Source organism: Mesorhizobium ciceri WSM4083, from assembly GCF_000519305.1.
Classification (GTDB): Bacteria; Pseudomonadota; Alphaproteobacteria; order Rhizobiales; family Rhizobiaceae; genus Mesorhizobium; species Mesorhizobium ciceri_B.
Map to the genome: position 1 here is coordinate 959,626 of NZ_JAFG01000003.1, position 12,855 is coordinate 972,480.

Genomic DNA, 12,855 nt, shown 5'->3' on the forward strand with positions numbered 1-12,855 from the left:
CTATCAGCCTGAAGAGGTGGTGAAAATCCCGCCGATAGTCGTGGCAGGGCGACGATCCGGTCAACGATGCTTCGGAGCTTCGCGTTGGCTGACAAAGCGTCAAAACGAAAAAACCCGCCTGGGCGGCGGGTCACTGGCGCAAATCAGCACCATGGGCAAAAATGTAGCATAGCTGCCCTCACCAGTCAAGGAAATAATTCCTATCACCATAAAGACCTCGGCGCAAATGCTACCGACACCGCTGAGCCGCCGTCAGGGTTTTTAGGCTGGGCTCGGGTCCCTAGGGCAGTGGCCCCCGCCGCTATCCGGCCGCAGCCGCCATCTTCGCGACAATGTCGCGCAAGAGCGCCTCATCCGCCGCCGCCCGTGTCTTCTTCGACGCCACCAGACAGGCCTGCGAGCGCAGGACGAGGCCATCGCCCAGCACCTTGAGATGATTGGCGCGCAGCGTCGAACCGGTGGTTGTGATGTCGACGATGACATCGGCCAAACCGGCCGCCGGTGCGCCTTCGGTGGCTCCTAAGCTTTCGACGATGCGATAGACCTGGATGCCATGCTTCTGCGAGAAGAATTGCTGGGTCAGCCGCCAGTATTTGGTGGCAATGCGCAGCCGCCGGCCATGGCGTTGGCGAAAATCGGCCGCGACGTCGTCGAGATCGGCCATGGTGTCGACATCGAGCCAGATGTCGGGCACGGCAACCACGACATCGGCATTGCCGAAGCCGAGACGGGCGACGATTTCGGCGCGGCTTTCCCAATCGGCGAGGTTTTCACGCACCAGATCCTCGCCGGTGACGCCGAGATCGACGGCACCTTGGCCGATCTCGCCTGATATTTCGGAAGCCGATAGGAACACCACTTCGACATCGTCCAGGCCCTCGACACGGGCGTGGTATTTGCGCTCGTCACCAGGCAGGCTGACGGCGAGGCCGGCTTTGGCCAGCACGTCCAGCGCCTGTTCTTTCAGGCGGCCTTTCGACGGGATCGCCAGCGTGATCATGGCGCCGTCTCCCGCAATGCCTCGATGCGATCGAGCCAGACGGAAAAGCCGACGCCGGGGATAGGCGTCTTCGCACCAAGCAGGGTCAGCAGCCGGTCATAGCGGCCGCCGCCGACCAGCGGCCGGTCGCCATTGTCGGCCGCGATTTCGAAAACCAGGCCGGTGTAGTAATCGAGCGGGCGGCCGAAGGCGGCGTCATAGCGGATTTTATCGGCCGGCAAGCCATGCGCTTCGATCGCCTTGGCGCGGGCAGCGAACTTTTCCAGCGCGACATCGAGCGACAGACCGGCCCCGGTGGCGAAGGTCTCCAGTGCCTGGGCCGCACGATCAAGCGGCACGTCGATCGCCAGAAAATCCTTCAGAGCGGAAAAGGCCTCGCTCGACAGCCGAACGCTGCGCAATTCGGCTTTCTCGATCAGCCGCCGGGCAATGTCTGTGGGCGAGCGCCCGCCGGACGCCGACAGGCCCGCCTCCTCCATGCCGCTGGCGATATGGGCGGAAAGACCGTCCAGATCACCGTCGAGGACGAGAGCGGCGACCGGCCCGGAGAGCTGGCCGTTGCGCGGCGGGTTGGCGAGATCGGCGAGTGCCGCCTCAAGCATCGGCGCCGAGCCGAACGCACGGGCAAGGCGCATGCGCCAGCCGCGCGGCAGGCCAAGGGCAGCCAGCACCGCCTCGAAAATAGTCTGGTCGCCGAGCGTGATCGCCAATGCCTGGCCGGGCAACACCAGCGACAGCAGCGCGTGCGCGTCGGCCACCGAGCGGGCATCGGCTCCAGCGGTATCGCGGTCACCGAGGTCCTCTATGCCGGCCTGGAAGAACTCGTTGCCGCCTTCGCGGCGTTGGCGAAACACCTCGCCCAGATAGGAATAACGGCGCGGCGTGCCGGCCTGCGAGCTTATGTGGTCGAGGCAGACCGGAATGGTGAATTCCGGCCGCAGGCAGAGCGTCTGCCCGGTTTCGCTTTCGGTGAGGAAGATGCGGCGGCGCAGATCCTCGCCGGCCATGTCGAGGAAGGGGTCCGCCGGCTGCAATATGGCGACCTCGACGGCGTGCGTGTTGCGGGTGGCGAAAAGGTTGGTGATGTCGGTGGAGATGGCGGGGGTGTGGGAGGTCATGAAGCGCCACCTTTCCTTCTCCCCTTGTGGGAGAAGGTGTCGCCGAAGGCGACGGATGAGGGGTGTTCCAGCGGAGTGAGGCGTTGGCGTTCCCTGGAACACCCCTCATCCGTCTCGGCGCTCCGCGCCGATCCACCTTCTCCCACAAGGGGAGAAGGGAAGAACAGCGCGGCGCTCATCATTTCGCTCGTTCCTCAGCCTGCGCCGCCAAAATCTTCTTCACCTCGGAGACCAGTTCGCCCTCCGCCACCGTCACCTGCGCCGGGCGCGCTGCGCGCCATTCGGCGTTGTCGGTGATTTCGGCCGACATGCGCGCGCCTTCGATCAAATCCTTGATCTGCAGCTCGCCCTTGGCGCGCTCGTCACCACCCTGGATTATGGCGACCGGGCAGCCGCGCCGGTCGGCATATTTGAGCTGCGCCTTCATGCCGGCGCCGCCGAGATACATTTCGGAACGGATGCCGGCGGCGCGCAGCTCCGCCACCATCTTCTGGTAGCGGCCGAGGCTGTCGGTGTCCTTGTCCATCACCAGCACGACGACCGGCGCGATCACGTCCGAGGCGTCGAGCTTGCCGAGGTTCTTCAGCGCGGTCATCAACCTGGAGACGCCGATGGAAAAGCCGGTCGCCGGCACAGGCTCGCCACGAAAGCGCGACACCAGGCCATCATAGCGGCCGCCGCCACCGACCGAACCGAAGCGCACGATCTGGCCGTCTTCATTGGGGATTTCGGCCAGAAGCTCGGCTTCGAAGACAGGGCCGGTGTAGTATTCGAGGCCGCGCACGACCGAGCGGTCCATGGCAATACGGTCCTCGCCGTATCCTGCCGCCCTGACCAGCGCTTCAATCGTGGCGAGTTCGCCGACGCCTTCCTGGTAGATGGCGTTCGAACTGACCATGGAATCCTGGCCGGCCTGTATGGTCCTCGCGGTCGCGAGAAGAACCGCCTCGGCTTGCCCGTTGTTCAACCCGGCGCCCTTGGCGAAGTCGCCCTCGCCCTCCTTGCCGCCGTCCCAGCGGCCCGGGCCAAGCAGAAGCTTCACGCCTTCCGGCCCGAGCTTGTCCAGCTTGTCGATCGCGCGCAGGACCGTCAGCCGGCGGCCGCCATTCTCCTCACCGCCGAGGCCGATCGCCTCCAGCACGCCGTCCAGAACCTTGCGGTTGTTGACGCGGATGACGTAGTCGCCGCGCTTGATGCCGAGCGCTTCCATGACGTCGGCCATCATCATCGCCATCTCGGCGTCGGCGGCCACGCCCGGCGTGCCGATCGTGTCGGCGTCGAACTGCATGAACTGGCGGAAGCGGCCCGGACCAGGCTTCTCGTTGCGGAACACCCAGCCGGAGCGGTAGCTGCGGTAGGGTTTGGGCAGCCGCTCGTAATTCTCGGCGACGAAACGGGCCGTCGGCGCGGTCAGATCGTAGCGCAGCGACAGCCACTGGTCGTCGTCATCCTGGAAGGAGAACACGCCTTCGTTCGGCCGGTCCTGGTCGGGCAGGAATTTTCCAAGCGCATCGGTGTATTCGATCAGCGGCTGATCGGCCGGTTCGAAACCATAAAGCTCATAGACCGAGCGGATCGTCGCCATCATCTTTTCGACGGCGCGGATGTCCTCGGCGCTGCGGTCGGCAAAACCGCGCGGCAGCCGCGCTTTCGTCTTTTCCGATTTGTCGGCCATGAGCTGGGTCTTTTTGCTAAGTAATCGATGACATGTCGCGAGTGGGCGTGTCCTAACCGAAGCGGCTTGGTGCGGCAAGGCCGCCGAGGCCTGCCGTCTCCGCCCTCGCCCCGAGATGGATGCCGGCGCCCACCTTCGTTCCAACGTCTTCTGAAACAAAAACGCGCCGAGAATGAAACAATCCCGCCACGAGTGCGGCATCGTGCCGACACAATCACAACCGATAAAGCGCTCCGAAATGAGGGGTTCGCGGCCATGACCAGCACAGCAAGGTACCACGCCATCGACAGCGATGCCGAATTGCCCGCACGCCTGCGCCCGGCCGACATCGACGCCCCGAAAATGGTCAGCCAGGCTGCCGGCCCGTTCGAAGTGCCCGCCGAAACCGGCAAGGGCCCATCCATGCGCGACGCGTTGATGACCGGCCTGCTGGTGATCTATCCGACCGTGGCCACGGTGGTGGCGATCGTCGCCGGCCTGGTGCTGGCCAGCGCCAACGGCACCTGAGCCTACTTCGGCCGCTTAAAAGCCTTCCGCTGCTTTTCGACCTCTTTGCGGCAGACGCAGCCCTCGAGATGGTCGTTGACCAAGCCCATGGCCTGCATGAAGGCGTAGACCGTGGTCGGGCCGACAAAGCTCCAGCCGCGCTTCTTCAGCTCCTTCGAAATCCGCACCGAGACGGCCGTTGTCGGGTTGGCGCGCAGATGGGCGAGGTCGACGATTTGCGGCCGCTCGTCCTTGCCGGGTTCGAACTTCCAGAACCAGGTGGCCAGTGAGCCGAATTCGTCGGCCATTTCGCGGGCGCGCTTGGCGTTGTTGATGGTCGAGACGATCTTGCCGCGATGGCGGATGATGCCGGCATTGCCGAGCAGGCGCTCGACATCCTTGTCAGTGAAGCTTGCTACCTTGTCGAATTCGAAATTGGCGAAGGCTTCGCGAAAATTCTCCCGCTTGCGCAGAATGGTCAGCCACGACAGGCCAGACTGAAAGCCTTCGAGGCAGATCTTTTCGAACAGCCTGCGGTCGTCGGCTACAGGCCGGCCCCATTCATGATCGTGGTAGTGCAGATAGTCGGGCAGATTGCCGTGCCAGAAGCAGCGCGCGACACCATCAGGACCGGCGAGCAGGCCGGTGTTTTCCTTGTCCATAAGCCAAAATCCGTTCGTTAAAGCGCTTTTGCGCGGCATTTACTGCGGCTTTACCAGATTCCTGAACCCGGCGGTAACCACACCGAAAGGTTTACCGACAGTTCCGCATTTTACGCATTCCGATTCATGTTTCGGTTGCTGCTTGCGCGCCAATGATCGCCGAACCGGGAGGACGTTTCCACCCGTTTTGTATCAGACGATCAAGGTGCGTTACGATGAAGACAGTGTTGTTTCCCGTGCTCGGCGCCGTGGCTGTGTTTGCCGCCGGCGTCACACCCTCAACCGCCGGCGACCGCTATGCCGACAGGCCGCCGGTGATGGTGAGCCCCGACCTTTCAGCACCCTGGGTGCTGCAGCTTGGGCAGGCGCCCGGCATCGTGCGCCAGAACCGCCAGGTGGTGCAGCAGCAGCAACAGAGGCGCCTCCTGCGCCCCGCGCAGCCCGACCGGGTGCAGACTGCGGCGGTGCAGCCGCCGGCCAAGCGCATGCTCGCGCGTCCTCAGATCAATCCGATCTACCTGCCGCAGGAAGTTGACTATGACGGAGGCCAGAAGCCGGGCACGATCGTCATCGACACCACCCAGAACTTCCTCTACCTCGTCGAGAAGAACGGCAAGGCAAGGCGCTATGGCGTCGGCACCGGCAAGCCGGGCTTCGAATGGTCGGGTACGCACAAGATCACCAACAAGCGCGAGTGGCCGGACTGGCGCCCGCCGGCGCAGATGATCAAGCGCGAAGCCGCCAAGGGCCGCTATTTGCCGACCTATCTTGCCGGCGGCGCGGAGAACCCGCTTGGCGCCCGCGCGCTCTACCTCGGCACGACCGAATACCGCATCCACGGCACCAATCAGCCGTGGACGATCGGCGGCGCGGTGTCGTCAGGCTGCATCCGCATGCGCAACGAGGACGTCGTCGACCTTTATGAGCGGGTCAATGTCGGAACCACGGTCGAGGTGATATAATAATCCTTGCGAATCACCTGGCCAGCAAAGCAGTCCGCTTTTCGGGCCGGTTTAGGGACAACGGGGGACGGGCCGTATGGGGATGCGGCCGGTCAGGAAGGGCAGCACGGGAAACCGCGCTGCCCTTTCCGTTTTTGAGCAGAAATCGAGGGCAGAAGGTCGCCGACGCGTCGCGCAACGGGCATAGCGGTTCGCTTTCGTGCTGCCCTTTACCGCATTCTTTTGCTATCCCGGTGGCTAGTTCCACAAAAGAGTTCACCCATGCCCCTGTCCGAAGACAGCCGTTATCTCAAGGGCGGCCCGGTAGCCCAGCGCATCATCGCCGCCGTTGCCGAGGACGCAGCGATCGCCAAAGCTGAGGGTTTTCCGCCCAAGCTGATCTCGATCACCGTCGGCGACACCGATGCGGTGGATGTTTATGTGCGCAACCAGCGCGCCAAGGCTGAGCTCGCCGGCATCGATTTCGAGGAGCGGCGCTTTCCCGCCACCATCACGGCAGGCGAACTGGAAGCTGCGATCCACGGCCTGAATGCCGATCCGCGCGTCACCGGCATTATCATCCAGCGGCCGGTGCCCGCGCACATCCCGATCAGGACACTGCAGGCGGCGGTGCATCCGCTGAAGGACGTCGAAGGCATGCATCCGGCCTCGATCGGCAACATCGTCTACAACCAGCTCGATCTCGCGCCTTGCACGGCGGCCGCCTCGGTCGAACTGCTCAAGGAAACCGGCCTCGACCTCAAGGGACTGGAAGTCGTCATCGTCGGCCATTCGGAAATCGTCGGCAAGCCGATCGCCTTCCTGCTGATGAGCGAAGGCGCGACGGTGACCGTGTGCCATCACATGACGCGGTCGGTCGCCGCCCATGCGCGACGTGCCGATGCGCTGTTCGTCGCCGTCGGCAAGCCGCGGCTGATCAAGGCCGACATGGTCAAGCCGGGCGCTGCCGTCATCGACATCGGCATCAATTCCGAAATCGGCCCCGACGGCTCCAGCCGCATCGTCGGCGACGTCGACACCGAAAGCGTGCGCGAGGTCGCCTCCTGGATCACCCCGGTGCCGGGCGGCGTCGGCCCGATCACGGTCGCCATCCTGCTGCGCAACACGATGGTGGCGCTCAGCCGCCAGCGTGCGCTTTATGAGGCGACCTACGGTACGGCGGACAGGCTCGCGGCAGAGTAGCGCTGGGGCTGGCGCCCTACTCCGCGGCGATCAGGCTCTCTTCCCGAACGCCTTCCGGCTTTGGTCCACCATAGGCCCAGTCGAGCAGTTTTATCGTGTGCACCACCGGCAGCTTCGCGGCGGAGGCGATCTGGGTGATGCAGCCGATGTTGCCGGTGGCGACGATCGAAGCCCCCGTCGCCTCGATATTTTTCACCTTGCGGTCGCGCAGTTTGGCCGAGATCTCGGACTGCAGGATGTTGTAGGTGCCGGCCGAACCGCAGCAGAGATGTCCTTCACGCGGCTCTCGCACGATGAAGCCGGCCTTGGCCAGCAGTTCCTTCGGCTGGCGGGTGATCTTCTGGCCGTGCTGCATCGAGCAGGCCGAGTGATAGGCGACAACCGTGCCCGGCTTGCGAACCGGCTCGGGCAGATCGAGGGTCGAGAGATATTCGGTGATGTCCTTGGCCAGCGCCGAAACGCGCGCGGCCTTGTCGGCATAGGCCGGCTCGAGACGCAGCATGAAGCCGTAATCCTTGATCGTCGTGCCGCATCCGGAGGCAGTGATGACGATGGCATCGAGCCCGCCCTGGTCGAGGGCGCGCGTCCAGGCGTCGACATTCTGCCTCGCCGAGGCAAGTGCGGCCTGCTCCCGCCCCATATGATGAACCAGCGCACCACAACAGCCTTCGCCCGGCGGCACCACGACCTCGACGCCGAGCCGAGTCAGCAGCGAAATCGTCGTCTCGTTGATGGCCGGATCGAGCACCGATTGCGCGCAGCCGGTGAGGATGGCGACGCGACCTCTTTTGGCCCCCTGCCCGGCATGGATGCCTGGCGAAGCCATCGGCGAAGCTGTCGGGATCGATGCCGGCGCGAGCTTGAGCATCGCACTGAGCGGCTTCAGCGCCGGAACCTTGTCGAACAAGCCCATGAACGGCTTGCCCAGCTTCGCCAGCTTGAGCGCGGCGCGAAAACGCTGGGGATAGGGTAGCACGAAGGCCAGCATGGCGCGGGTCAGGCGGTCGAGCAGCGGCCGCTTGTAGGTCTCCTGGATATGGGCGCGGGCATGGTCGACCAGATGCATGTAGTTGACGCCCGACGGGCAGGTGGTCATGCAGGCGAGGCACGACAGGCACCGATCGATATGGGTGACGATCTCCTTGTCGGCGGGACGGCCGTTTTCCAGCATGTCCTTGATCAGGTAGATGCGCCCGCGCGGTGAATCGAGCTCGTTGCCGAGCGTCACATAGGTCGGGCACGTCGCGGTGCAGAAGCCGCAATGCACGCATTTGCGCAGGATCTTTTCCGATTCCGCGACATACGGATCGGCAAGCTGGGCAAGCGAAAAATTGGTCTGCATCGCGTTGGATCCTAAGCCATTCGGCCGGGATTGAGGATGTTTTTGGGGTCGAATTCCTGCTTCAGGCGCTGGCTGAGTGCGGCAAGTGCGGGCGGCTGCGGCTCGAACACCGGCAGAGCGGCGCGATGCGAAGGTGCGGCACGCACCAGCGTCGCATGGCCGCCGCCATGTTTCCTCAACAGCCCGCGCAGCAGGGCGGCTTCCGGATCGCCTTGTTCCATGCGCAGCCACACCAGCCCGCCCTGCCAGTCATAGAAGGCGCTGACGGCGGCCTGCATGCGCAGCGTCAGGACCATCTGGTGGCACTGTCCCGGCGTCATCGAGACACGCCAGACCGGTTTCTCGCTGTCGTCGGCGAAGGGCCTGCAATCGCGCACATCGCGCCAGATCAGCGATGAAGCCTCGCCGGCAATCTCCTGCAGCGGCCCAGCCTTGCCGAGCAGCGTTTTCAACGCGGCAATGCGGTAGGCAACGGAAGGACCGAAGCCTTCGACACGCAGCAGCGTGGCGGCCTCACTGCCGAGACTGCCGCTGGCGACACGCGCGGCGATCCGCTCCGGCAGGTGTGCGGCACTCGACACTTCAGCACTCGAGCCAAGCGCCAGGGCCATGGCGGTTGCTGCCGCATCGTCGAGCAGACCACGGATGGCGAGCGTGATTTCGGTTTCGGCGGCCGGCAGCACCTTGAAGGTGACGTCGGTGAAGACGGCCAGCGTGCCCCAGCTGTTGGCCATCAGCTTGGACATGTCATAACCGGTGACGTTCTTGACCACGCGGCCGCCCGACTTGAAGGCTTCGCCACGGCCGGACACCACATTGATGCCCAGAATATGATCGCGCGCCGCACCCGCCTTCAGCCGGCGCGGACCGGAAAGGTTCGCGGCGAGCACACCGCCGATTGTGCCTTTGCCAGCTTCGCCGCCGAGCAACGGGCCGTAATCCATCGGTTCGAAGGCAAGCTGCTGGCCATTTTCCGTCAGCAGCTTTTCGATCTCGGCCAGCGGCGTGCCTGCCTTGGCCGACAGCACCAGTTCAGCCGGTTCATAGAGCGTGACGCCAGAGAGTTTCGACAGGTCGAGCGTGTGTTCGGTTTGCAGCGGCCGGCCGATGCCGCGCTTGGAACCGTGGCCGAGGATTTCGAGCGGCGAGCCTTCCGCCGCTGCCCAGGCGACGGTGGAGAGGACTTCGGATGGGGTGGTCGGGGTGAAGGTGGTCATCGGCGCGATGCACCCGCGAATGCAGAGACGCCGCGATCCTTTACACCCCCCTCTGTCCTGCCGGACATCTCCCCCGCAAGGGGGGAGATCGGCAACTTCAACGTCGCATCTGTCTTCCTACGCTGGTAGTTGGCGAAAGCCGCGATGATAGGCAATCTCCCCCCTTGCGGGGGAGATGTCCGGCAGGACAGAGGGGGGTGTTCAAGCACCGACATGTCCACTCAAAACCTCGGAATGTCCGGAAACGGCAGCTTGCCGCCGGAAATGTGCATGCGGCCGAGTTCGGCGCATCGCCGCAGCTGCGGGAACACTTTTCCCGGGTTGAGCAGATGGTTGGGATCGAAGGCGCATTTGACCCGCATCTGCTGGTCGAGATCGATCTGGGTGAACATCTCCGGCATCAAATCACGTTTCTCCACGCCCACACCGTGTTCGCCGGTCAAGACGCCGCCGACCTTGACGCAGAGCCGCAAGATGTCGGCGCCGAAGCTTTCGGCCTTGTCGAGTTCGCCCGGTACATTGGCATCGTAGAGGATCAGCGGATGCAGATTGCCGTCGCCGGCATGAAAGACATTGGCCACGCCGAGACCGTATTTTTCCGAGAGCTCGCGCATGCCGGCGAGCACGCGCGGCAGCTCCTTGCGCGGGATGGTGCCGTCCATGCAGTAGTAGTCGGGCGAGATGCGGCCGACGGCCGGAAACGCCGCCTTGCGGCCGGCCCAGAAGCTCAGCCGTTCCTGTTCGGACTGCGAAATGCGGCAGGTGGTCGAGCCGTTCTTGTAGGCGATGGCCTCGACCAGACCGATCAGATGATCGACCTCGACGCCGGGGCCGTCGAGCTCGACGATCAGCAGCGCCTCGACATCGAGGGGATAGCCGGCATGGACGAAATCTTCCGCCGCATGGATCGCCGGCCGGTCCATCATCTCCATGCCGCCCGGGATGATGCCGGCGCCGATGATGTCGGCAACGCACTGGCCGCCCTGCTCGCTGGTCGGGAAGCCGATCAGCAGTGCACGTGCCGTCTCCGGCTTCTTCAGGATGCGCACGGTGACCTCGGTGACGACGCCGAGCAGCCCTTCGGAGCCGGTCATGACGCCGAGCAGGTCGTAGCCTTCCGCATCGAGGTGACTGCCGCCCAGCCGCACCACCTCGCCATTCATCAGCACCATCTCGATGCCGAGCACATTGTTGGCGGTGAGGCCGTATTTCAGGCAGTGCACGCCGCCGGAATTCTCCGCGACATTGCCGCCGATCGAGCAGGCGATCTGGGAGGATGGATCGGGGGCGTAGTAAAAGCCCTCCTGCTCGACGGCGGTGGTGATGCCGAGATTGGTGACGCCCGGCTGGGCAACGACGACGCGATTGGGAAAATCGATCCCGAGGATACGGTTGAAGCGGCTCATCACCAAAAGCACCGCGTCCTCGAGCGGCAGCGCGCCACCCGACAGCGAGGTGCCGGAGCCGCGCGGCACGACGCGGATGTTGCGGTCGTTGCAGTATTTCAGCACGCGCGAAACCTGCGCCACCGTTTGCGGCAGCACGACAACCAGCGGCAGCTGCCGATAGGCGGTCAGGCCGTCGCTCTCGAAGGCGCGCATGGAATTGGCGGCGTCGACGACGCCCTCACCCGGCACGATGATGCGCATGTCGGCGACGATCTCGTCGCGCCGGCGCATCGTGGCGTCGTCTGGTTTCGGCATGGCCAAGCCGGACATCAGCAGCCTCATTTCGCTTGACTGGTCAAAATCTTTTACCAGTGAAGCGCGCTGGGTGCAAATCCTGTGATAGCGGCGAATCCACTTCAAAGCAGAGACAGGCTTACGCAGCGGCAATCTGCCGCTGCTATTCGCCGGGCAGCTTGCCGGGTTCGGAGTGCGTCCGGCGCACCCGGCGCACGCCCCACCAGACCAGCAGGATGGCGACAGGCACCGAAGCAGCGGTAATGATCTCCGGCGCGAAGGCATGGCCGAAGATCGAGGCGCCCTTGGCGATATAGCCGACAAGGCCGACCACATAATAGGAGACGGCGGCGACCGACAGCCCCTCGACGGTCTGCTGCAGGCGCAGTTGCAGGCGGGCGCGGTTGTTCATCGAGGCAAGCAGGTCGCGGTTCTGCTTCTCGACCTCGACATCGACCCAGGTGCGCAGCAGCGTCGTGGCGCGGGTCAGTTTTCGCGATAGATTTTCCTGCCGCTCCTCGACCGAGCGGCAGGTGCGCATTGCGGGTGCCACCCGGCGCTGCAGGAACCCGCGCCATGTGTCATAACCGGGCACAGCCTCTTCCTCGAGCGCCTCCAGCCGTTCGCCGACGATGCCGTCATAGGCGCGGCTGGCGCCGAAACGGTAAAGGCTCGACGCCGCGTCCGCCTCCAGCTCCGCCGCAAGTTCGGTCAGATCGGCCAGCAAGGTCTGGCTGTCCCGTGTCTCGGCGACCTTCATCTCCAGCGTGGTCTGCGCCAGCCGGTCCTCGATGCGGCGGGCGCGGCCGGACAAGGTCAACGCAAGCGGCAGGCCGAGCATGGCCAGCGTCCGATAGGTTTCGATGTCGATAAGCCGCTGCGATAACGCGCCGGTACGCGCCGGGGTCAAGCCGCGATCGAGCAGCAGCATGCGCGTCAGGCCATCGCCATCCTGGCGAAAATCGGTGACGATGGCGGCGTTTCCGCGCTCGACCAGCGAGTAACACAGGCTGGTCGGATCGAAACCGGCTATCAGTTGCTCGCTTGCTTGCGTCCATTTGCGGATTTCGAGCCTGATGCCGGAGATGCAGGTTCCCGGCGGCGAAAACCCGTTGCCGAAGGGTGAGTCCTCCTGCGCCCTGCCGTTCTCGGAAAGCGGCCCTTCCCACAAATAGGTCGAGAATTCGGTGTGCCGCTCCCAGCGCAGCGAGCCCTTGCCCCATTTCATGGCATGATGGCGGGCCTGGCGGTCGGGCGCGGCGATGCCGAGGCGCCGCGACAGTTCGGAAAGCACCGCATGGTCGACGCCGGAGCCACCCTCCGTCATGAAGGCGAGTTGCATCAGGACGCGTGGCTTTTCGATCAGCGGATGCGGCCGGGCATGAACCTCGCCGAGTGCGCCGGGCCGGCCCTCATGCGCGGGAAAGCCCATGACGCTGCCCTTGGCGCGCGGCTGGAATTCGAGATCGGACGGGTCGTCTGACACGGCTTGTTCCCCGGGTTTCTTGAGCCCTCTTGCACTCGCGTCC

General features: G+C 64.5%; 11 protein-coding genes. 3 read left to right on the forward strand and 8 right to left on the reverse strand.

What is annotated here, in order from left to right; translation table 11 throughout:
* Window positions 1-301 precede the first annotated feature (301 nt).
* The 3 genes from hisG to hisS all read right to left on the reverse strand — a co-directional run bounded on the left by hisG (window position 302) and on the right by hisS (window position 3,793).
* On the reverse strand, window positions 302-1,000 hold the full coding sequence (gene hisG, locus MESCI2_RS0104765) for an ATP phosphoribosyltransferase (RefSeq protein ID WP_027035561.1): 699 nt from the start codon (window positions 998-1,000) through the stop codon (window positions 302-304).
* Window positions 997-2,118 carry an ATP phosphoribosyltransferase regulatory subunit gene (locus MESCI2_RS0104770; RefSeq protein WP_027035562.1) on the reverse strand — a complete coding sequence of 374 codons (1,122 nt, stop codon included), beginning with the start codon at window positions 2,116-2,118 and terminating at the stop codon, window positions 997-999. Before MESCI2_RS0104770 ends, hisG begins: the two co-directional genes overlap by 4 nt.
* A gap of 178 nt (window positions 2,119-2,296) precedes the next feature.
* Window positions 2,297-3,793 (reverse strand): histidine--tRNA ligase, encoded by a 1,497-nt coding sequence (hisS, locus tag MESCI2_RS0104775; RefSeq protein WP_027035563.1) that lies wholly within the window; start codon window positions 3,791-3,793, stop codon window positions 2,297-2,299.
* A 255-nt stretch (window positions 3,794-4,048) separates the two neighbouring features.
* Here hisS and MESCI2_RS0104780 point away from each other — a divergent pair, with 255 nt between their 5' ends.
* The gene (locus tag MESCI2_RS0104780) at window positions 4,049-4,300 is read left to right on the forward strand and encodes a hypothetical protein (RefSeq protein WP_027035564.1); all 252 of its coding nucleotides are present in this window, start codon (window positions 4,049-4,051) and stop codon (window positions 4,298-4,300) included.
* Between the two features lie 2 nt (window positions 4,301-4,302).
* On the opposite strand, the gene MESCI2_RS0104785 is transcribed toward MESCI2_RS0104780, so the two are convergent.
* Entirely contained in the window at window positions 4,303-4,941 is a 639-nt protein-coding gene (locus tag MESCI2_RS0104785) for a DNA-3-methyladenine glycosylase I (protein ID WP_027035565.1), read from the reverse strand.
* A 215-nt stretch (window positions 4,942-5,156) separates the two neighbouring features.
* Here MESCI2_RS0104785 and MESCI2_RS0104790 point away from each other — a divergent pair, with 215 nt between their 5' ends.
* Window positions 5,157-5,903 carry a L,D-transpeptidase gene (locus MESCI2_RS0104790; RefSeq protein ID WP_027035566.1) on the forward strand — a complete coding sequence of 249 codons (747 nt, stop codon included), beginning with the start codon at window positions 5,157-5,159 and terminating at the stop codon, window positions 5,901-5,903.
* A 261-nt stretch (window positions 5,904-6,164) separates the two neighbouring features.
* A complete protein-coding gene (locus MESCI2_RS0104795) occupies window positions 6,165-7,085 on the forward strand; it encodes a bifunctional 5,10-methylenetetrahydrofolate dehydrogenase/5,10-methenyltetrahydrofolate cyclohydrolase (RefSeq protein ID WP_027035567.1) in 921 nt (306 codons plus the stop codon).
* Window positions 7,086-7,101: 16 nt separating this feature from the next.
* On the opposite strand, the gene glcF is transcribed toward MESCI2_RS0104795, so the two are convergent.
* From glcF to MESCI2_RS0104815, 4 genes are all read right to left on the reverse strand, one after another.
* Window positions 7,102-8,427, reverse strand: coding sequence for a glycolate oxidase subunit GlcF (gene glcF / locus MESCI2_RS0104800; RefSeq protein ID WP_027035568.1), 1,326 nt, complete (start codon window positions 8,425-8,427; stop codon window positions 7,102-7,104).
* 11 nt (window positions 8,428-8,438) lie between these two features.
* Window positions 8,439-9,644 carry a glycolate oxidase subunit GlcE gene (glcE, locus tag MESCI2_RS0104805; RefSeq protein ID WP_027035569.1) on the reverse strand — a complete coding sequence of 402 codons (1,206 nt, stop codon included), beginning with the start codon at window positions 9,642-9,644 and terminating at the stop codon, window positions 8,439-8,441.
* 221 nt (window positions 9,645-9,865) lie between these two features.
* Window positions 9,866-11,362 carry an FAD-linked oxidase C-terminal domain-containing protein gene (locus MESCI2_RS0104810; protein WP_023809027.1) on the reverse strand — a complete coding sequence of 499 codons (1,497 nt, stop codon included), beginning with the start codon at window positions 11,360-11,362 and terminating at the stop codon, window positions 9,866-9,868.
* Window positions 11,363-11,489: 127 nt separating this feature from the next.
* On the reverse strand, window positions 11,490-12,812 hold the full coding sequence (locus MESCI2_RS0104815) for a DUF3422 family protein (RefSeq protein WP_027035570.1): 1,323 nt from the start codon (window positions 12,810-12,812) through the stop codon (window positions 11,490-11,492).
* Between the last annotated feature and the right edge of the window lie 43 nt (window positions 12,813-12,855).